Origin of the sequence: Actinoplanes sp. NPDC026670 (genome assembly GCF_040638175.1) — a bacterium.
In the GTDB taxonomy this organism is placed as follows: domain Bacteria; phylum Actinomycetota; class Actinomycetes; order Mycobacteriales; family Micromonosporaceae; genus Actinoplanes.
Genome location: NZ_JBEZXU010000032.1, coordinates 56,096 through 76,511, shown reverse-complemented (window position 1 = coordinate 76,511; position 20,416 = coordinate 56,096). Strand labels below are relative to the sequence as shown.

At 69.2% G+C, this 20,416-nt stretch carries 18 protein-coding genes; 9 read left to right on the top strand and 9 right to left on the bottom strand.

The features are described 5' to 3' along the window. Nucleotides 1–3: 3 nt before the first annotated feature. Nucleotides 4–831: a citryl-CoA lyase gene (locus AB0E94_RS28775; RefSeq protein ID WP_360332141.1), complete on the bottom strand. Its 828-nt coding sequence runs from the start codon at nt 829–831 to the stop codon at nt 4–6. Then, nucleotides 828–2,006, bottom strand: coding sequence for a CoA transferase (locus tag AB0E94_RS28770; protein ID WP_360332139.1), 1,179 nt, complete (start codon nt 2,004–2,006; stop codon nt 828–830). The genes AB0E94_RS28775 and AB0E94_RS28770 overlap by 4 nt, the downstream gene beginning before the upstream one ends. Before the next feature lie 193 nt (nt 2,007–2,199). On the opposite strand from AB0E94_RS28770, the gene AB0E94_RS28765 reads away from it, so the two are divergent. Genes AB0E94_RS28765 through AB0E94_RS28755 form a run of 3 tightly spaced genes read left to right on the top strand, consistent with a single transcriptional unit; the run spans nt 2,200 to nt 5,890 of the window. Next, entirely contained in the window at nt 2,200–3,672 is a 1,473-nt protein-coding gene (locus AB0E94_RS28765; protein WP_360332136.1) for an aldehyde dehydrogenase family protein, read from the top strand. Then, nucleotides 3,672–5,411, top strand: coding sequence for a thiamine pyrophosphate-binding protein (locus AB0E94_RS28760; RefSeq protein ID WP_360332134.1), 1,740 nt, complete (start codon nt 3,672–3,674; stop codon nt 5,409–5,411). The genes AB0E94_RS28765 and AB0E94_RS28760 overlap by 1 nt, the downstream gene beginning before the upstream one ends. Nucleotides 5,412–5,431: 20 nt before the next feature. Continuing rightward, nucleotides 5,432–5,890 (top strand): type II 3-dehydroquinate dehydratase, encoded by a 459-nt coding sequence (locus AB0E94_RS28755; protein ID WP_360332131.1) that lies wholly within the window; start codon nt 5,432–5,434, stop codon nt 5,888–5,890. 74 nt (nt 5,891–5,964) lie between these two features. Here AB0E94_RS28755 and AB0E94_RS28750 read toward each other — a convergent pair whose 3' ends face one another. Continuing rightward, entirely contained in the window at nt 5,965–6,756 is a 792-nt protein-coding gene (locus tag AB0E94_RS28750) for an IclR family transcriptional regulator (protein WP_360332128.1), read from the bottom strand. 294 nt (nt 6,757–7,050) lie between these two features. On the opposite strand from AB0E94_RS28750, the gene AB0E94_RS28745 reads away from it, so the two are divergent. From AB0E94_RS28745 to AB0E94_RS28730, 4 genes are read left to right on the top strand one after another with little or no spacing between them, the layout of a single operon-like run. Further along, nucleotides 7,051–7,617 carry a TRAP transporter small permease subunit gene (locus AB0E94_RS28745; RefSeq protein WP_360332126.1) on the top strand — a complete coding sequence of 189 codons (567 nt, stop codon included), beginning with the start codon at nt 7,051–7,053 and terminating at the stop codon, nt 7,615–7,617. Further along, nucleotides 7,614–8,894 carry a TRAP transporter large permease gene (locus AB0E94_RS28740; RefSeq protein WP_360332123.1) on the top strand — a complete coding sequence of 427 codons (1,281 nt, stop codon included), beginning with the start codon at nt 7,614–7,616 and terminating at the stop codon, nt 8,892–8,894. The genes AB0E94_RS28745 and AB0E94_RS28740 overlap by 4 nt, the downstream gene beginning before the upstream one ends. Before the next feature lie 38 nt (nt 8,895–8,932). Further along, nucleotides 8,933–9,967, top strand: coding sequence for a TRAP transporter substrate-binding protein DctP (dctP, locus tag AB0E94_RS28735; RefSeq protein WP_360332120.1), 1,035 nt, complete (start codon nt 8,933–8,935; stop codon nt 9,965–9,967). A 58-nt stretch (nt 9,968–10,025) separates the two neighbouring features. Next, nucleotides 10,026–10,901, top strand: a complete 876-nt coding sequence (locus AB0E94_RS28730) for a shikimate dehydrogenase (RefSeq protein ID WP_360332118.1) — start codon at nt 10,026–10,028, stop codon at nt 10,899–10,901. A gap of 13 nt (nt 10,902–10,914) precedes the next feature. On the opposite strand, the gene AB0E94_RS28725 is transcribed toward AB0E94_RS28730, so the two are convergent. From AB0E94_RS28725 to AB0E94_RS28705, 5 genes are all read right to left on the bottom strand, one after another. Beyond that, on the bottom strand, nt 10,915–12,765 hold the full coding sequence (locus tag AB0E94_RS28725) for a hypothetical protein (RefSeq protein WP_360332116.1): 1,851 nt from the start codon (nt 12,763–12,765) through the stop codon (nt 10,915–10,917). A 51-nt stretch (nt 12,766–12,816) separates the two neighbouring features. After that, nucleotides 12,817–15,492, bottom strand: a complete 2,676-nt coding sequence (locus AB0E94_RS28720) for a PQQ-binding-like beta-propeller repeat protein (protein WP_360332113.1) — start codon at nt 15,490–15,492, stop codon at nt 12,817–12,819. Nucleotides 15,493–15,508: 16 nt separating this feature from the next. Further along, nucleotides 15,509–16,573, bottom strand: coding sequence for a ThuA domain-containing protein (locus AB0E94_RS28715; RefSeq protein WP_360332111.1), 1,065 nt, complete (start codon nt 16,571–16,573; stop codon nt 15,509–15,511). A 219-nt stretch (nt 16,574–16,792) separates the two neighbouring features. Continuing rightward, complete coding sequence (locus AB0E94_RS28710; RefSeq protein ID WP_360332108.1) at nt 16,793–16,969, bottom strand: group II intron maturase-specific domain-containing protein; 177 nt, start codon at nt 16,967–16,969, stop codon at nt 16,793–16,795. 126 nt (nt 16,970–17,095) lie between these two features. Further along, nucleotides 17,096–18,358, bottom strand: coding sequence for a glycosyltransferase (locus AB0E94_RS28705; RefSeq protein ID WP_360332106.1), 1,263 nt, complete (start codon nt 18,356–18,358; stop codon nt 17,096–17,098). 1 nt (nt 18,359) lies between these two features. Between AB0E94_RS28705 and AB0E94_RS28700 the strand changes: the two genes are divergently transcribed. Then, entirely contained in the window at nt 18,360–18,494 is a 135-nt protein-coding gene (locus AB0E94_RS28700) for a hypothetical protein (RefSeq protein ID WP_360332103.1), read from the top strand. Nucleotides 18,495–18,680: 186 nt separating this feature from the next. On the opposite strand, the gene AB0E94_RS28695 is transcribed toward AB0E94_RS28700, so the two are convergent. Then, nucleotides 18,681–19,340 (bottom strand): hypothetical protein, encoded by a 660-nt coding sequence (locus AB0E94_RS28695; RefSeq protein WP_360332100.1) that lies wholly within the window; start codon nt 19,338–19,340, stop codon nt 18,681–18,683. Between the two features lie 117 nt (nt 19,341–19,457). Between AB0E94_RS28695 and AB0E94_RS28690 the strand changes: the two genes are divergently transcribed. Next, entirely contained in the window at nt 19,458–19,904 is a 447-nt protein-coding gene (locus AB0E94_RS28690) for an Hsp20/alpha crystallin family protein (RefSeq protein ID WP_360332097.1), read from the top strand. Nucleotides 19,905–20,416: the final 512 nt, after the last annotated feature.

Here is a 20,416-nt window from a genome sequence, read left to right as displayed (position 1 = left end):
TGGTCAGCTGCCGTCGTGTCGGCTGCCGTCGTCAAAGGTCGGCAGGATGGACGGCGGCATCGGGCCCTTGTTGCGGCGGCCCTGGCCGGTCTCCTCCCAGGCATGGGCGAGGATGCCGACGCTTCGGCTGAGCACGAACAGTCCCCGGGCCAGCGGTGGGGGAAAGCCGAGTTCGGCGTAGATCACCGCGGTGCAGCCGTCGATGTTGATCGGTACGGGCCTGGTTCTGCCGTCGGCGAGCACTTGTTCGATCGCGGTGGCGGCCCGCAGGTAGGAGCCGGCCACGACGCCGTCGGCGACAGCCTGTTCCACCAGGCCGAGCAGGGGGTCCCGGCGCGGGTCGACGGTGTGGAAGCGGTGCCCGAAGCCGGGCAGGTACTTGGAGCGGTCCTGCCATTCGCGGACGGTCATGCCGGCTGCCGAGGCGACGTCGATTCCCTCGCTGTGGCGCTGTCGTACGTCGTTCAGCAGAGTCATGCACTGTTCGCCCGCGCCGCCGTGCACGTCGCCGAGCAGGTTCACCCCGGTCGCCACGGCGTTGTTCAAGCCGATGCCGCAGGTCGCCGCCATGCGCGCCACCGCGATGGACGGCGCGTGTGGCCCGTGATCGACCGAGGCGACCAGAGCTGCCTCGAGCAGGTGTTCCTGGCCGGTGGTGGCGGTCTCGCCGCGCAGCATGAGCCAGATGATGCCGGCGAAGCTGATCGAGCCGATCAGGTCCTGCACCGGACGCCCGCGCAGGTCGATGCGGTTGGGCTCGATCCGTGAGATGTTCGTCGCCCACCAGTCGGACACGTCGCTCAGGGTCGGCTCGTTCCGGTGGTCGTTCACGGTGTGCTCACCTCGTCGGCGGGGGTTTTGTACGCGTTGTTGTGCTCGCCGAGCAGCGGTGGCGGCGTTGTCGGCTGCAAGGGTTCGCCGTTGACGAGCACTCCGCTGCCGGTGACCCGCAGGGTCCGGTTCGGGTCGCCGGGGAACTCCAGGTCGGTGAAGAAGCCGCGTACCTTCAGCTGGTCGAGGTCCATCGCCTGCGCGACGGTGAGGATGCGGGCCGCCGGGACGCCGGCCGCCGACAGGCGCTGCTCCCATTCGATGGCCGACCGGCTACGCAGTGCGGTGTTGATCTCGTCGTTGAGGGCCGCCCGGTGCTGTTTGCGGGCCTCGCGTTCAGCGAACCGTGGGTCGGTGAGCAGTTCGGTGCGCTCGATGATCCGGCACAGCGTCGCGAACTGCTCCTGCCGGTTGGCGGCGATGTTGAGCGGCCCGTCCGCCGCGTGGAAGGTCCCGGACGGGGCGGCGGTGGCGTTCTGGTCGCCCATCGGCTCCGGCGCGACGCCACTGACGAGGTAGTTCGACGCCGCCCAGCCCATCGCCGACAGCGAGGTCTCCAGCATCGAGACGTCCAGGCAGACACCCTTGCCGGTACGGGCGCGGCCGGCCAGGGCCGCGGCGATCGTCATGGCGGCGACCAGGCCGCCGACGGTGTCGGAGACCGGGAAACCGACTCGCAGCGGGGCGGTCTGCGGCGTGCCGGTGACGCTCATCATCCCGGACAGGCCCTGGATGATCTGGTCGTACGCGGGGGCCTGGCGCATCGGGCCGGTCTGCCCGAATCCGGAGATCGCGCAGTAGACCAGGCGAGGGTTGATCCGGTGCAGGGTGTCCCAGTCGTAGCCGATCCGGCTGAGCACCCCGGCCCGGAAGTTCTCCAGCAGGACGTCCGCATCGCGCAGCAGGCCCTCGAACGTGGTCCGGTCGGCGGCGTTCTTGAGGTCGAGTTCGACGGATTTCTTTCCCGCGTTCTGGGCGAGGAACGAGGCGCCGATCCCGGCCTGGTTCAGCTCCGGCTCGGGGCCCAGCTTGCGGGCCAGATCACCGTCACCGGGTCTTTCGATCTTGACGATCTCCGCACCGAGAAGCATCAGGTGGTAGCTGCAATACGGGCCGGCCAGGACGTTGGTCAGGTCGAGGACCTGGATGCCGTGCAGCGGTCGATCGTCATCCATCAGAGGTGCCCCTCGGTCGTCATCGGGCGGCGGGCCCGGCATGGCGGTCAGGCGGCGGATCAGTGCGACGTCAGTGCCCCTCCGCCGGCTCGGGAAGCAAGGCATTGCCAGGGGACCGCACGGCCCGTACGTTACACCTAGTCCACAGAGTGGTCCATATGGTCTACCAAGTGGTGCGCTTGAAGGAGTGGTGATGACTGACGACCCACAGGACGCGCCGATCGCCGTCGGTTGCCTCATCGCCGGCGAGTGGGTGAACGACGGGCCGCACGCGGACCGGGCCGGTCCCTGGACCCGGACAGCCGTCAGCACCGCCCGGCAGGCCGGCGAGATCGATGTCGAGGCGGCGCTGCGCTACGCACGCCGCGGCGCCGCCGCGGTTGCCCGGATGTCACCCGCGGCACGGGCCGGCGTGCTCGAACGCGCTGCGCAGGCCGCTCTCGCCCGGCGCGACGAGCTGGCCCGGCTGCTCGCCCTGGAGCTCGGCAAGCCGGTCAAGGACGGCCGTGGCGAGATCGACCGGGTGGCCGACACCTTCGCGGTCTGCGCCGCCGAGGCCCGCCGGGTCGGCGGCGAGGTCCTGCCGGTGGCAGGCTGGCCCCGCGGGGTGGGCAACACGGCACTGACCTACCGTGCGCCGGTCGGTGTCGCTCTCGCGATCACCCCGTTCAATGCGCCGGCGAACCTGCTCGCCCACAAGCTGGGCGCCTCTTTCGCGGCCGGCAACACCACCTTGGTCAAACCCCCGCCCCAGGCGCCGGCCTCGTCCGTTGCGGTGGTGCGCCTGCTGCTCGACAGCGGGATGCCGGCCGAGGCGGTGCAGGTGCTGCACGGCGGTGGTGCGGTCGGTGCCGCCCTGAGTTCCGCGGCCGAGGTCGGCGTCATCAGCTTCACCGGAAGCCCGCAGACGGGTGCCGCGGTGGCCCGGTCGGCCGGTGCCAAGCGTCTGGTCCTGGAGCTCGGCGGCAACGCCGCGACGATCGTCTGCGACGACGCGGACATCGCGGCGGCCGCCCGGATCTGCGCCGCCACCGGCTACAGCAACTCCGGGCAGAGCTGCATCTCGGTCCAGCGGGTCTACGTCCACCGCAGCCGGTACGAGGAGTTCCTCGACGCGTTCACGCTGGCCGTCGAGAAGCTCACGGTCGGCGATCCGCTCGATCCGGCGACCGACGTCGGCTCGATGGTCGACGACGACGCGGCCGAGCGGGTCGTCGCGTGGGCACAGGAGGCCGCCGCCGCAGGCGCCACCATCACCACCGGTGGCCGCCGCGACGGAGCGACGGTGATCCCGACCGTCGTCGCCTCCGCCCCGCCGGATGCCCGGATCATCCGCGAGGAGGTGTTCGGCGCCGCCGTCGCCGTGCAGCCGTTCGACGACTTCGCCGAGGTGCTTGCCACCTGCAACGACAGCCGCTACGGGTTGCAGGCCGGCCTGTTCACCCACGACATGCGCCGGATCCTGACCGCGTGGCGCGAGCTGGAGGTCGGCGGCCTGATCGTCAACGGGTCCTCCAACTTCCGCCTGGACCACGTGCCGTTCGGCGGCGTCAAGGACTCCGGCTTCGGCCGCGAGGCGCCGCGCTGGATGATCGACGACTACACGGTCGTCAAGACCCTCCTGCTGCGCGGCATGTCCCTTCACGGAGAGCAGGAGGAGATCTGATGGGCACCCGCACCGCCGCCGAGGCGATGGTCGACCAGTTGGAGTCGTACGGCGTCGAATACGTCTTCGGCACCTGCGGGCACACCAACATCGCCCTGCTCGACGCCATCGGGCGCAGCAGCATCACGTTCGTCATCGCCCGCCACGAGCAGGCCGCCGCCCACGCGGCCGACGGCTACGCCCGCGCCAGCGGCCGTACCGGGGTGGTGCTCATGCACGTCGGCCCCGGCCTGACCAACGGGGTCACCGGTGTGCTGACCGCTGCCCTCGACTCGGTTCCGCTGGTCGCGATCGCCGGCGACATCCCCTCCTACTACCGCGGCCGGCACCCGCACCAGGAGGTGAACCTGCACGCCGACGCCGACCAGGCTGCGATCTACCGGCCGTTCGTCAAACGGGCCTGGCAGGTCCACCGGGCCGCCGACCTGGCCCGCTTCACCGAACGCGCCTTCTGGACCGCGGCCTCCGGGCGGCCGGGCGCGGTACTGCTCAGTGTGCCCATGGACCACTTCTCCCGGCCCGCGCCGGCCGATTCCGGCAACACCTTTCCGCTGGCGGTTCCGCACCGGCCGGCGCTGTCCGCCGACATCGCGGACCGCATCGCCGACCTGCTGATCGCCGCTGAGAAGCCCCTCGTCTACATCGGCGGCGGCCTGCGCCGCGGACCCGGGCTCGACGCGCTGCGCTCGATGATCGAGCACCTGGACATCCCCGTGGTGCACTCGCTGATGGCCAAGGGAACCCTGCCCGACGACCACCCGCTGCTGCTCGGCATGCCCGGGTTCTGGGGCCTGAAGATGACCAACGAGTACACCCGCGAAGCCGACGTCGTCCTGGCCCTGGCCACCCGATTCGCCGAGACCGACGCCAGCTCCTGGGACGACCGCTACACCTGGCAGTTCCCACCTGGGCGGCTCATCCAGATCGACATCGACCCGGCCGAGATCGGCCGGAACTACCCGGTCGAGATCGGCGCCGTAGCCGACGTCACGCACGCGGTGCAGACGATCGACACCGCTGTCCGCGCCCGATCGCCGCAGCCACGGCGCCGAGACGGGCTCCGCGAAACCATCACCACGACCAGGCGCACGCTGTTCACCGACAGCCGCGAACGCGGCACCAGCGACAACTTCCCGCTACGCCCGGAACGCATCCTCACCGACCTGCGGGCGATCCTGCCCGCCGACGCGGTGCTGGTCACCGACGTGGGCTGGAACAAGAACGGCGTCGCCCAGTGCTACGAACTGCCCGAGCAGGGCCGGTTCATCACACCCGGCGGCGCCTCGACGATGGGCTTCGGCCCGGCCGCCGCCGTCGGGGTGCAGCTCGCCGAACCCGAGCGGACCGTGGTCGCCCTGATCGGTGACGGCGGGATGAGCGCCCAGCTCCCGGCGCTGCCGATGGCCGTGGAACAGGGCGCACCGGTGATCTTCGTGGTGATGAACAACCGATCCCACGGCACCATCAGCGATCTGCAGTCCGCCAACTTCGGGCAGAGTTTCGGCTGCGACTTCACCGGCCCGGACGGCACACCGTACAGCCCGGACTTCGCCGCCCTCGGCCGTGCCTGCGGCGCCGACGGCTACGCCGTGAACAGCGCCGACGACCTCGGGCAGACGCTGCGAACCGCCCTCGCCGCGCGGCGCCCGGCGGTGATCGACGTGCCGATGGTCAACGAGCCGGTACCGACCCCGGGCCACTGGAACATCAAAGACATCTACCAGGGCATCTTCGACTGATCCGGAAGGCGAGGCCGCCGGTGCCGGAACGGCTGTTCATCCTCAACGGTCCCAACCTCGACATGCTCGGCCGCCGCGAGCCGCACCTGTACGGCCGGACCACGCTGACCGCCATCGAAAGCCGCTGCCGTACGGTCGCCGGGGAACTCGACTTCGACCTGTTCTTCGCGCAATCCAACGCCGAGGGGCAACTCATCGACTGGGTGCATCAGGCGTACGCGGAGACGGCCGCGCTCATCGTCAACCCGGCCGGCCTGTCCACCAGTTCGGTCGCCCTCTACGACGCGCTGCGGATGCTCGACCGGCCGATCGTCGAAGTGCACCTCACCAACGTGTTCGGCCGCGAACCGCTCTACCGGAACCTGCTGACCGCGGCGGCGGCCTGGGGATTCCTGGCGGGCTTCGGCGCGGAGGTCTACGAGATGGGAATGCGCGGCCTGGCCGCTCACCCGTCCCGAGGTGACCGGCCATGCGGATAGGGATCATCGGCCGTCGACGAGTCGTCGCGTTGCGGCGCGGCCGTGGAGCTGGCGCCGTGACCGTGGGGGAGGGGTCAGCGGCTGCTGAACGGGCGATCGAAGCCCCGTTCGGCCATCTGCTGAGCCATCTGCTGAAGGTCGGCGGCGAACTCGGTGACCCGCTCGGGGGTGAAACGCACGGTGGGACCGCTCAGTGCCAGGGCGGCGACGACTCCGCCGGTGTGCCCGAGGACCGGAACGGCCACTGCGGACAGCCCGTCCTCGCGTTCGCCGTGGCTCTCGCCGTACCCCCGCTCGGCGGCCTCGGCGATCCACGCCCGCATCGTCTCGGCATGCTCTCGCCCGTGGGGCGAGGTCTTGGCGATCCGCTCCAGCAGAGCCGGAGTGGCGTCGCGGAGCAGAACCTTGGAGGAGGCGCCGGCCCACATCGGCAGTTCGTCGCCGACCTGCACGACGTGCCGCAACGGTTGCGGGCTCTCCTGCTGGGCGACACACACCCGGTAGATGTCGCGGACCACGTACACATTGACCGTCTCGCGCCGCCGGGCGGCCAGTTCGCGCATTCCCCGCTGGGTCTCGGGCGGCAACTCCCAGCTGCGGCGGGCGAGGTGCGCCCAGCGCCACAGACCCGGTCCGGCCATGTATCCGCTGCCGGTGGCCCAGAGCAGGCCACTCTGCTCCAACGTCGACACCAGACGCAGCACCGTCGTCTTGGCCAGGCCGGTCTCCTCCACGATGTCCCGGACCGTCACCCGGGGCCGCTCGTCGGTCAGCAGCCCGAGAATGCCCAGCGCCCGCTGCACGCTGCGTACTCCCTGCTGATCGGCGGCTTCCGCCGCGGCATTGCGGGTGGTGGGCGCGTCCACGGCTGTGCACTCTCCTCGTATCCCGGGAATGGTTCGCTGACCATCCTGCCTGCACCGCCACGATTCTCGCGGCCGGGGCCTCGCATTCACGTATCCGTAACGGACCGGACTCAAGCCCTTGCCAGGGCCACGGAGTCACCGTAGGTTACGCGTAATCCGTACAGCGGTTCAAATGGTCTGCCAAGCGGTTCTCTATCGGGCAGGTCGCTGCTGTCGATTCCGGTGATGACGGGCAGACTTCTGAGAGCGAGGCGCATCGTTGAGGACTCCATCACGCATCGGCAGCGACAGCTGATGGCCGCCGACCCGCAAGCCACCCCCGGCGGCCAAGCCTCCCCGGCAGAGCCGGAAACCCGGCGACACTGGCTCGAGCCGAGAATCCTGCGCCTCTGGGGATCGATCGAGCTGGGGATCGGCTGTGTCGCCCTGGTGACGATCTTCGTCAGCGTGCTGTGGCAGGTCGTCAGCCGGTTCGTGCCGGCGCTCAACTGGCCGGGCGTGAGCGAACTCGCGAACTACTCGCTGATCGTGCTGACCTTCATCATGGTCGGCTACCTGATCGGCAACAACGGCCACATCACCATCCAGATCATCGACTACCTGGTGAAAGGGCGCGCCTTCGTGGCCGTCAAGGCCGTGTCCGCAGCCTGCACCGGCCTGATCTGCGCCCTGCTCGTCTGGGAGGCCTGGGAGCTGATCCAGGCCTACCCGACCCGGACGACAGCCGCACTGGGCATCCCGATCTGGACCCTCTACGCGGTCCCGATGCTCGGGTTCGCCTCCGGCGCCGTCCGTGCCGTCGTCCGTGTGCTCGCCGCCGGCTACGACGAGGCCCCCTTCGACGCGGCGGAGGCGAAATGATCCTCGAACTGTGGATGGTCGGCGCCGTCATCGCCCTGCTGCTGCTCCTCCGGGTGCCGGTCGGACTGGCCTTCATCGGACCCAGCCTCTGGTACGCGCTGGCCGACGGCCGCTCCGCCGGCTTCGCGCTGAAAACCACCTTCGACGGTCTCAACAGCTTCCCGCTGCTGGCCGTCCCGCTGTTCATCCTGGTCGGCGTGCTGGCCAACCGGCTCGGCATCGCCGACCGGCTCTACGAGTTCTGCCTCGCCGCGCTCGGCCGGCTGCGTGGCAACCTGGCCTACGTCAACGTCGGCTCCGCGGTCGGCTTCTCCTGGATGAGCGGCTCCGCCCTGGCCGACGTCGCCGGCCTCGGCAAGATGCAGATCCCACAGATGGTCAAAGCCGGCTACCCGGCCGGATTCGCCTCCGGCCTCACCGCCGCGTCGTCACTGATCAGCCCGGTCATGCCGCCGAGCATCCCCGCCGTCATCTACGCCGCGACCGCGACGATCTCCACCGGCGCCCTGTTCGCCGCCTCCGTGCTGCCGGCGTTCGCCATGGCGATCGGGCTGTGCGTGTACATCTTCTTCTGGACCCTGCGCCGTCCGCAGTTCGGCTCGGTCCCCTTCGACCGTGCCCGATTCGCCCGTGCCGCCGTGAATGCCGTCGGACCCCTGCTGACACCGGTGATCCTGCTGGGCGGCATCCTGTCCGGCATCTTCACCCCGACCGAGGCCGCCTCGGTGGCCGTGCTCTACATGCTCATCCTCGGGCTGATCTACCGCTCGGCGAACCCCCGGGTCCTGCTTCAGTCGCTGCGCGAGACCGTGGTCATCACCGGCGGCATCACCCTCATCCTGGGCGCCGCCGCCCTGCTCGGCCTGCTCCTGACCCGTGCCCACGTCTCCCGCGACATCGCCGAATACCTCACCTCGGTCTCGGAGAATCCCTGGATCTTCATGATCCTCGTCAATGTCATCCTGCTGATTCTCGGCGCCCTGATCGACGCCACCGCGGTGATTCTCGTGACCGTGCCGGTCCTGTTGCCGATCGCCATCGACCTCGGTGTCGACCCGGTCTACTTCGGCGTCGTCATGATCATCAACCTGATGATCGGCCTGCTCACCCCACCGGTGGGCAGCGTCCTCTACATCACCAGCTCGGTCACCGGCAAACCGGTCGACGTCGTGTTCCGCGGCGTCGCACCGTTCCTGATTCCCCTGGTCGCCGTGCTGATCCTGGTCACCGCACTGCCGGGTCTCGTGCTCTGGCTACCAGGCCTCCTCGGATTCTGATCCACCGGCCCGCCATCCCACACCGGGAGGAGAAAGTCATGACCCACCGTCCAGCAGGATGGCTCCGCCTCACCGCGGCGCTCACCCTTCCGATAGCGCTCGTTCTCGCCGCAGGCTGCTCCACCTCGAACAACACCCCCGCAGCAGAAGGCGGGAACCCCACCCTCAGCATCAAGATCGGTAGCTCGCAACCGGAGAGCCAGCCGAACTTCCACTGCGGCATGAAACTGCTCAAGGAACGCGTCGAGGCACAGAACCTCGGCCTCACCTTCGAGTTGTTCCCGAACAGCCAGCTCGGACCGGACGCCGAGCGCTTCGCCGGCGTGCAGAGCGGCGACATCGACATCGACCTACAGGGCGGCTCGGCGATGTCGACCGCCTTCCCGCAGATCGGTGTGCTCGACGCCGCCTACGCGTTCAACGACATCGACCACTTCTTCAAGTGGGTCGACCAGAACGGCAAGGACTTCTTCACCGACTTCAATACGGCCACCGACACGACCATCGTCGACGCCTGGTACTTCGGCATGCGGACCTTCACCGCCACCAAGCCCATCAAGCAGCCGGCCGACCTGTCCGGACTGAAGATCCGTTTCCCGAACACCCCGCAGTTCCTGGCCAACGCCGAGGCGCTCGGCGCCAACGCAGTCGCCATCGCGGTCGAGGAGCTCTACCTGGCACTGCAACAGGGCGTCGCCCAGGGCCAGGAGAACCCGGTCGTGGCCACCCACGCCCAGAAGTTCGACGAGATCCTCAAGGTCGCCAGCCTCACCAACCACCAGGTCGGCGCCCACTACGTGGTGGTCTCCGACAAGACCCTGGACAAGATGAGCCAGCCGCAGAAGGACGCCCTGTTCAAGGCGATCCACGAGATCCGCGCCGAGAACCGCAAGTGCGTCGACGACGAGACCGAGAAGGTCCTCGACGGGTGGCGCGCCGACCCCACCCGTACCGTCGTGGAAATCGACCAGGTCGACCGGACCGCCTTCATCAGCAAGGCGGAGGCCTTCTTCAACAGCCACTACACCGGCGAGAACCTGGAGCTCTACAAGAGCATCCGGGCGTCCGCCTGACCGAGGGGCGCGGGGCCGGCGATCCGCCGGCCCCGACACCAACCTGGAAGAGGTACGGGTGACCAGCCCTCAACAACCACACATCCTGGTCGGGCTGATCGGCGCCGGCATCGGCTCCTCACACTCGCCGCTATTGCACGAGAAAGAGGCAGACCGGCGGGGGATCCGGCTCCACTACACGACCATCGACTCCGACGCACACGGCCTCACCGCCGACGACCTGCCCGGCCTGCTGCGCTGGGCCCGCACCCTGGGATACCGCGGACTCAACGTCACCTACCCCTTCAAACAGCAGATCGTGCGCCACCTCGACCAGCTCTCGGCGCAGGCGAGAACCCTCAAGGCGGTCAACACCGTGGTGTTCACCGACGACGGCACCTGTGGGTACAACACCGACGCCGTCGGCTTCGCACGCCATTTCGACCGCGCCTTCACCGTCGTGCCCAGGAACCAGGTGGTTCAGCTGGGCGCCGGCGGAGCCGGATCAGCGGTCGCGCACGCCATGCTGACCCTGGGCGCGGGCCGGCTCACCCTCGTCGACGTCGACCGCGCCAAAGCGCACCGGCTCGCCGCCCTGCTGGCCGGCGAGTTCGGCAACGACCGCATCCGCGTCGGCGCACCCGCAGAAGTGGCAGCACTGCTGGCGGGCGCCGACGGGCTGATCAACACCACCCCGATCGGGATGGCGCATCACCCGGGTTGCCCGGTGCCTGTCGGCGTCCTGCGCCCCGACCTGTGGGTGGCGGACATCGTCTACCGGCCGACCGACACCGCCCTGCTCCAAGCGGCCCGCGCCACCGGTGCCCGGACGTTGCCGGGCGCGGGAATGAGCGTCTACCAGGCGGTTGCCGCGTTCGAACACTTCACCGGCATCCCCGCGGAACCGGAAGCGATGCTCGCCGACTCCGCGGACCTGCTGCGTAACGGCCTCTGACGGTCTCATACGGTCAGAGGCGCTTGCGGTCCCGGGGCCGGCGGAAAGCGGACGCGCTGTAGTAGCGGACGCCGTCGGGTCCGAGACTGTAGTGCTTGAGGAAGTCCCAGAGCATCGGCGACTCCTCGAACGTGGTGTTGTGCGATCGGTACAGATTCCTGGACAGCTTCAGCACCGGGATCTCGGTGTGGGCGCCGTGCCAGGTCCAGGTCCGGAAACGGTCACGCCAGCCGTGGCGTCTCCCCGCGACGGTGTCCACATCGGCGAGCGCAAGCCCGTTCACCCCCAGGTGGTACCGGGCCCAGCTGTCGAGCGAGTTCTGCGTGTCGTCCCAGAGTTCACCGGCGAGGAAGCCGAGGTCGCCGTACCCGTAGATCTGGTAGTTGGGAATCATCCGCCCGCTCGCCGGGACCTGTACACCGTCGATCGTCACCATGCCGGCGGCATCCGGGGCCGTGGTGAACGACGTCGAAGCCACCGCCGCGAAGTACTCCGGATGGGCGATCGCGAAGTTCTGCGTCACCGCACTCCCGGCGGACTGCCCGGTGGAGTAGAGCCGGGTCGGATCGACCGGGAACTCGTCGATGATCAGCGCGCGCAGCTGTTGATAGAAGGTGTTCGAGTCGCGGTGGCTGACCGAGACGGAGGTGGTGCTGTACTGCTCACCGATGACGACGAGGATGAAGCCTTCGCGTTCGGCGACCGTCCACCAGCCGGTGGCGTCGAAGAAGACCTTGGCGGTCTGGCTGTTGCCGGGCCAGACGAAGACGACCGGGGCCCGGTCCCGCCACAGCCGGCGGGCGGAACCGGGAACGTGGACGAGATATTCGCGTAGGTATCCCTCAACCATCATGGTGCGGACCTGGACGCCCAGCCGCGTGTAGTCGGCGCGTTCCATCAGCTGGTTGCCGTAGGCGAAGAAGTTCTCATACCGGGTGTAGCGGGTCAGGAAGTCGACGATGCGATGGGTGCCGATCGGGCGCTGCTGGACGGCCACCTGGGAGATCGGCCCGGAATGCGACGTCATCCAGCGACGGGAGTCGCGACGCTGCCGATACACGCCATCACGAGTGTGGCGTCCGGTGTCGTTGGCCTGCCTCCAGTAGGACAGGCTCGCTCCGATCGACTCCCGGTCGGGCTGGACGTAGAGGGTGGGCAGGACCGTCTCGTCGTACCTGATCAGGTCGAAGCCCGCGGGGAACTCGACCGGCGTGTAGCCGTCGGTCTCACCGCCGAACTCTCGGCCGGCGTAGGACGCCAGATATCCGGCATCGAGCCCCGGTGAGCCGATGTACGCCTGGCTGATGACCCGCAGGGGATGCGCGACCGCCCACGCTTCCAGAGCCGGTGCGCCGGTGCCGTAGCCGACGAGATAGTGCAGACCGAAGATCGAGAAGTAGCGGTTGTTCTGGAAGAAACCGATCGCGGCCTCGACGTACGCGGCTTCCGCCGCGAGGCTTCCCCAGCCGCCCGGGCCGGGTTCCAGCACGAACAGGCCCTCCTGGCGCCGGTCGGCGATACCGGCCCACCCGGTTCGCCGCAGGAACTCGCCGGTCTCGACGCCGTCGGGTACCGCGATCACCGTGTAGTAGGACCGGATCGGTGTCTCGGCAGAGATGTAGACCTTCGCGGTCCGGTTCCCGAACGACTTCGTCCAGTAGCCGGTCATCTCCCGCGGCAGTTTGCTGGCCCGGGAGTAGTCGTAGGCGGGGAACGGCCGGCCGTCCAGAGACTGAGGCGGGCCGAGCGGGGCCGGGTGGCCCGCCCCGGCCGGTGTGGCGGTCAGGGCCTGGTTCGTCAAGGTCGCACTCACCGCGAGCGCGGCAGATCCCCGCAGCAGGCGGCGTCGATCGATCGTACTCATCGCTGTGTGGCCTTCCATTGGTGACGGCTGAGGACCGGGTCCGTGCGGCGTCTACTTGTGGATCCGTACCGTCGCGGTTGAGGTGAGCTGCTTCTGGGTGCCCTCGTGCAGGAAGTTCGCGACCACCGTCAGCGGCACGGCGTCGCCTTCGGGCACGTTGTTGTCGAGGTCGGCCTTGTCGAACACCACGACCAACGTGCGGCCGATCGCCTTCGCCTGGGTGGCCGTGACGGGTGTCTGCGACAGCGGCGTGCGGAGTTCGACGCCGCCGTCGAGCCGGTAGCCGGCCGGCAGCGACAGCGTTGCCGTCACCGATCCGCGGACTCCGGTGAACACCCCGGTCCGGGAACCGAGGTCGACGGTCGCCGGAACGAAGCGCAGCGCACCCGGTAGGTCCTGCGGTGTCGGATACACCTCGATCTTGCCGGCCGGCCGAGGGTCGGTGCAGTCGTTGAAGAAGTACTCACCGACGCGGTCGAAGGTGAACTCGAAGCGTTCCCCGGGATCCAATCGTGGGTTGAACAGTCCCTCGAAGTACTGGGTCGCGCAGTGCGGCAGTTGGTTGGGGAAGTTCGGGAACGTCTCGGCTCCCGGGTTCAGGAACGTCACGGTGGTCCCGACCGGCACCCGCAGGTGGGTCGGTGCCATGCCCCGCTGCGAGGTGTTGTCGCGTGCGGCGATGGTGTCGGTGGTGCGGTCGGCGCGGCCCAGGTAGACCGTGTTGTTCACGGTCGTCCCGTCGACCGGGCTGCCCTGAACGGGACGGCGGATCGCCAGCGGCGCCGTGTCCGGCCCCTCCTGGCTACCCGACTCGGTCGTGTAGTCCCCGCCGAGCTTGAACGCCCACAGTGAATCGCCCTGGGTCACCGAGCCGCCGTACGGGTTGGTGGATCCGGCGGCGAGGACGGCGACGTACTGTTCACCGTCTGCCATGTAGGTGATCGGGGCGCCGGCGATGCCCGACCCGGTCTGGAACTGCCACAGGACGTCGCCGTCGCGGGCGTCCATCGCGAGCAGCCGGCCGTCGATCTGGCCGGCGAACAGCAGGTCGCTGGCGGTCGTCATCGGGCCCTGGCCGTGCGACATGTCGGTGCCGAGGTGGTTGCGCCATTTCACCTTGCCGGTCGAGGCGTCGTAGGCGAGGATGCCGCCGGTCTGGTACTGGCCGATCGCGCGCTGCCCGTTGGCGGCGGCGCCGTTCCAGTGGGCCACCGGGTTGGTGCCGTACGGGAAGTACACGAGGTTCGTGCTGTGGCTGTAGGAGTCGTTCGACCAGTCGCCGCCGCCGTTCTGGCTGGTGGTGGAGAGGATCGGCAGGTCCCACTGCGGGTCGTACATGCAGCCTTCACGATGGCCGGAGCGGTGGCCCGGCGGATAGGTCAGGAACGGTTCGTCGGCCTTGACGTAGCTGTCCGGGTTGAAGACCAGGTTGCCGTCGGCGTCGGGTTGGTAGCCGTTGTAGTTCGGTACGGCACGCCAGGGGTCGCCCGGGACGTTACGCGGGTCGAGCTTCTGCCAGACGACGCATTCGGGCAGCAGCCGCTGCGCCGGGAACGGCTGGGTCTCGGCGTTGTGTTGCCGGGAGTCCAGGATCATCGGCTTGTCGGCGACCGGGAGCACAGGTTTGCCGTTGGTCCGGTCGAGCACGAACTGATGCCCCGACTTGCTGCCGTAGAACACCACCTTGCGCTTCTGGCCCTTGATCCTGATGTCGGCAAGCGTCGGCGGGTGGACGTTGTCCATGTCCCACACGTCGTGCCGGATCGACTGGTAGTGCCACTTGTAGGCGCCGGTCTTCATGTCGACGGCGACCATGGTGGTGGAGAACAGGTTGTCGCCGGGGCGTTGGGAGCCGTCCTGGGAGCTGTGGCAGCTGCGCGGGTTGCCGAAGGTCAGGTAGTAGAAGCCGAGTCCGGGGTCGACCGCGCCGTGCATCCACGGTGTCGCGCCGCCTTCGAGGTTGCATTCGGTGCCGTCGGGCAGCTTCGGGCCCCAGGTGCCGCCGGCGTCGACGGAGTTGCCGTTCACGTCGGTGTAGACGGTGCCGCGGGCGGGCCCGCCGAAGAAGTGCCACAGGTAGCCGCCATTGTCGGCGCGGACCGCGACGACCGCCGCGCGGTCGCCGTTGGCGGCGTGGGCGTAGACGATGCCGTCGTGGTAAACGGTCGCGACCCGGTCGAGGTTGCCGAGGTCGACGCCGGCCTGCAACGCCGGTTGCACGGCCCAGACCTGCTCGCCGGTGTCCTTGTCGAGGGCGACGACGCGGTCGCCGTCGGCGAGGGTGTAGACCTTGCCCTGGCCGATGGAGACGCCGCGCCGGGTGTCCGCCGTGGCGAAGCCGTCCGGCGCCCATTTCCACTTCGGTGCGCCGGTGGCGCCGTCGACGGCGATCACCTCGCCGCCGGGGGTGTCGAGATAGATGATCCCGTCGGCGACGATGGGCGTCGTCTGCTGGCCGACGGCGTCGCTGGCCGGCGCGACTGCCGAGACATGGGTACGCCATGCGGGGCCGAGTTTGTCGAGGTTGCGCTGGGAGATCTGGGTGAGTCCGGAGTAGTGCTGGTTCGCGAGGTTGCCGCCGACGGTGGGCATGTCCGCCCCGGTGGGTTCCAGGCCGGGCGGTTCGGACTGTCCGGTGGCGCCACGAGGGCTCTGGGCGGCGACGGCGGACGGTCCGGCGGCGACCGCGACGGCGACCAGGATCGGTGCGAGGATTCGTATTCTCATCGATCGCCTTCCGTCGCTACTTGCGCCTGGCCGGCGTACAGAACGGCTCGTTGCCCATGGCGGACTTGATGCCGTGTTCCAGATGGGTCTGGAACTCGGCGGCGCCGGGGGAGGCCGAATTCTCCTGGAAGGCGGCCGCGTCGTGGCCGAGGGTGGTGACCCAGGAGCGGCCGCCGTCGTAGTACTGGCACCAGGTGACCGGGTGGAAGTCGCCGTGCCCGGGGTGCGATCCTTCGCCGCCCGCGCCGTCCGCCAGTGTCCGTTCGTCGACGGTGGCGAGGAAGTTCACGTTGGTCGGGTACGGGACGAGGTTGTACCACTCGTCGGAGAAACCCCAGCGGCGTGGCAGGCCTCTGGTCGACACGTCCCGGTCGTTGACGATGACGACGTCGCCTGGCTGGTTGCGTCCGTGGTTGTAGTAGTTGGCGTTGCCGAGCAGGCCCTCGTACCACTGCCAGCCGTACTCGGTGCCGAAGGCGTTGTGGACGCCGACGAAACCGCCGCCGCCCTGGATGTACTTGCGCAGCGACTCGCGGGCCCAGTCGAGGCGGGTGCCGCCTTGCGCGCCGCGCGCGTGGTTCCACAGCGTGTCGCGGGTCGGGCTCATGAAGATGACGGCCTTGTAGCTGGAGTTGAGCCGCTCGATCGCCTGGACGTCCTCGGTGATGTGCACCTCGATGCCGTCGTCCTGGAGCATGCGGACCAGTGCGGCCTGTGCCACGTTGGAGGCGTCCAGGGGACGGGGCCAGGCTGCCGGGTCGCTGTGGTTGTTCGTGATGACGTAAGGGCGGGGGAGTCCGAGGCCCTGGACACTCGCGTTGTCCGGGTCCAGGACCCGGCCGAGGTTGGCGTGCCGGGGTCCGGCTGTGCGCGAGTACACCAGTACCTTGTTGTCGCGCTCGGTGCCCCAGTCGTGGTAGCAGTCCGGGTCGACTCCGCGGCAGACCCCGTACACCGGGTCCATGCCGTTCGGTTTCCCTGAGGGGTCCTTCGACGAGTTGGCGATCGCCAGCGCGGACGCCGGTGCGAGGACCGCCAGCGCCGCGAGCGGCACGATCGTTCTGAGCCAGTTGCTGTTCACGCCGGGAGCTCCCGTCTGGAGGTGGATTCCAGTGGCATGCGTTCGTGCTCTCTGCTTGATCTCCTGAATCGATTGATCGGCGCAGCAGCGCCGGCGTACGGCCTCAAGCCCACCGCTCACTGTCGGAGGGCAGGCGGAAGGACGGACGCTGATTGTCCTCTGGTCCGTCTGGTGGACGAATTGAACCGCTTAACAGACCATAGTGGGGAGTGGTTCGGCTCACAAGGTCGCCGCGTGAGGCGCTACCCGGATCGAGGATGAGCGATGTGGGCCGAGTCGGGCACACGCCCGTCGGGGTAGGTCGGCGCTGCACCTGAACTGCAAGGTGTGCTTGGCGACGGCGTGCCGGAAGTAGCCGGCCCAGCCGTGCGTGACCTTGGTGAGCCTGGCCGGCATGGTTCTCAGGTGACGGCTGCCGCCGAGGAGCGGGCGTCGGCCGGCAGGCTGATTCAGTTGATCAGCATGCTGACGGTCCTGTCGACCCGGGCACCCTCGGCGCCCGCCCGCAGACCCGTGCCACGCTCACTGGGCTACGACCTGCTCCAGAATCCGGGCGGCGACGGCGGCACCGTCCTCCGAGCGCACCTGTTCTCCGAGGCGCCGGGCGGAGGCGGCCATCGCCGGATCACCGACGGCACGGCGGATCGCGGCCGCCAGCCGTGGCACGTCCAGACGCCGGAGATCAAGCGGGTCAGGCGCGACACCCAGCTGTCGCATCCGGCGGCCCCAGAACGGCTGATCGCCGACGAACGGGCACACCACCTGTGGCCGCCCGGCACGGATCGCCGCCGCGGTGGTGCCGGCCCCACCGTGATGCACAATCGCTGACACCCGCGGGAACAGCAGGTCGTGTGGTACGTCGCCGGTCAGCCAGGCATCCGGCGGTGGCACCTCGCGCAGGCCACCCCACCCGCCGGCCAGGACTCCGCGGACTCCGGCCGTCCGCAACGCCTGCACCACGACTTCGGTCATCGCGGTCGGATCCGGCCCGGCCATGCTGCCGAATCCGACATACACGAGAGGCTCGCCATCGTCATCCGGCTCGCACAACTCCGCGGGCAACACCGAGGCCGACGGCGGGGTGAACCAGTAACCGGTGACGTGTGCCGACGGCGGCCAGTCGGCAGGGCGGGGCACCACGGCGGGGCTGATCGCATGCAGGACCGGAACGGGCCCGCCCTCCGGGCGCAGCAGCGGATCATGGCGTCCGCGGCGGCGCGGCAGGCCGAGCCGGTCGCGCCAACTGTCGACAGTGCGGGCGAACATCAGCGTGGGTGCCTTCATGCCCGTGTAGGTCACCCGGTTCAATGCGGCCGGTAGGCGTGCCGGGAACTCCTGACCCGGCCACGGGAACGCCCTGGTGGGCACATACATCGGCATCGGCAGCGCCAGCACCGCGGGGATGCCCAGCAACTCGGCGACGTGCTGTCCGGCGATCACCTGCCCGTTGTGCACGATCACGTCAGCTCCGGCACCCGGCCCGGTGGAGGCGACCTGCCAGCAGTCGTCGAGAACACGGGTGAACATCGCCGGCATCTGCCGCATCAACGCGACCTTCGCACGAAGCCCACCCGTGGCGACATCTCCTACCGCGGAGGTGTCGAGCACACGCAGGGGGCCGTCGTCGATGACGGCGAACGCCAGCCCGCGGTCGGCGAACAGATCCGCGAAACGCGCCGGTGCCGCAACCACCGTGTCGTGGCCGCGCTCGCGCAGCTCCACAGCCAGAGCGACGAACGGCTGCACGTCGCCGCGGGTACCCAACGTCAGGACCAGAATCTTCAAGGTGAGCCTCCACCGGGCGTGGATCGACGATCGCCGACCAGACTTCCCGGCTCACCGCCGTCGATCGTACGCCCGCACCACCGCCCTGGACGACAGGCGGTTCACCGACACTCACCTCGGCCCCGGCTGGTCCTGATGGTCGTCGGATCCCGGACCTGCCCCGTCACCGACAGCGCCGGCCCGATCCTGGGCCGGCTGCACCGGGAGTTCGGCGACCGGGCGCGCTTCGTGCTGGTGAACACCCGCGAGGTCCATCCGGGGGAGCGTTTGATCAACCGCGCACCGACGGCGACAAACGGCGGCAGGCCGAGAAACTGCGCGATCAAGTGGTATCCCGGCGGCGGGGGTGCCGGCGGCGGATCTGGGCGGTGTGGTCGGTGATGGTGTCGATTTGTGCGGCGAGGTCGGGGTGGTCGGGCAGGTGTTGGTGGGTCGCGGCGAGGAGGTCGGGCAGGGCGGTGGCGTCGGTGTCGCCGAGGGCGTGGTGTAGCCGGGCGAGGTCGGTGGTGGCGGTGTCGCCGAGGTCGGTCAGGGCGGTGATCTGGCCGGCGAGGCGGCGTAGGTCGGCGGTGTTGTCGTTGGCCCATTGGTTGACGGCGCGGTTGCCGGCGCGGCGGTCGCGTTCGGCTTGGACGCGCTCGTCGCGGGTGTCGCTGGGTTGGTCGGTGGGGGCGGCGGTGCTGCGCAGGTAGCGGCGTTCGGCGGCTTGGCGGCTGGCCACTCCGAGTGCGGGCGCGAGGGCTTGCCAGGAGATCCCGGCGGCGCGGGCGGCGGCGATCAGGATCGGCTCGAGGCCGGCGAGTTCGGTCTGGGCCTGGCGCAGCAGGGTCAACGCGTGGAGCAGGTCGGTGCCGGTCACCGGCAACCTGTCGATGGCGGCCTGTTGGGCCGCCCGGACGGTGGCCACGAGCTCGGCAACGGCTTCGGCCAGATCGTGGCTTTCCGGTGGTGGGCCGGCGCTGGTCGCGGGTGTGTCGGGCATGCGTACCTCCTGCTGTCATCGTTTCGATTACGAATCGCTTGTCATCGCCGCGATGACGTGTTAGAAAGACGGTATCGCGCATTGACCATCAAGTCGAGACCGCAGGAGGTGGGAACCATGTTGATGCGCAGCGAACCCTTCACCGAGGTCAACCGGATCGCCCAGCAGCTGTTCGGGGTGCCGGCAACCGGGACCTGGTCACGTCCGACGGCGATGCCCGCCGACGCGTATCGCAACGGCGACGAGTTCGTGATCGCGTTCGACCTGCCCGGGGTGGACGCCGACGCGATCGACATCGACGTGGAACGCAACGTGCTGACCGTGCGCGCCGAGCGCCGCCCGATCGCTCTGGGCGATCAGGCCACGGTGCAGCTCAGCGAGCGTCCGCTGGGGGTGTTCTCGAGGCAGCTGTTCCTCGGCGACGCGTTGGACACCGACCACATCGACGCCGCGTATGACAACGGGGTGCTGGTGGTGCGGATCCCGGTCGCGGAGAAGGCCAAGCCCCGCAAGATCAGCGTGGCCGCGCGGGAACACACCGAGCAGAAGGTGATCACCAGCTGACCTGGCGGTTCGCCAGTACAGCTTTGCTCCCCGACAGGACCGGACGTGGCGGGTGGTGACCGGCATGACCACTGATCCCGTAGCGCATGCGGGCACCGCGTTGTCCCCCGAGTGGGACCGCGGCTTCGACGAAGCCTTCACCGAACTCATCTGCGGCGACCCCGGCCTGGTCCGCGCCGAGTTCGACGCCCTCATCAGGGCCGGCTTCGACGAACCACCCCTGCCGCCGGCACCACCCGCCCCGTCCGCTGCCCAGCCGGCACCTTCCCCGCCGCGACCGGACACCTCACCGACACCGTCGGCCGACGACGGGCACCCGCCCTCAGAGATTCCTCAGAGAATCGAAAAGTATTGGCACGGCCGTTCCCGCAGGCTGACGACGGGTCCGAACCGGCGGACCCGTTCGTCGAGGGAGAGCCGTCGCAGTGACCACGGGCCAGAGTCTCGCCACCGATGCCGCAGGCACGGGTCAGGGCGTACGGCAGGGACAGTTTCCACAGGAGCCGAGTAGA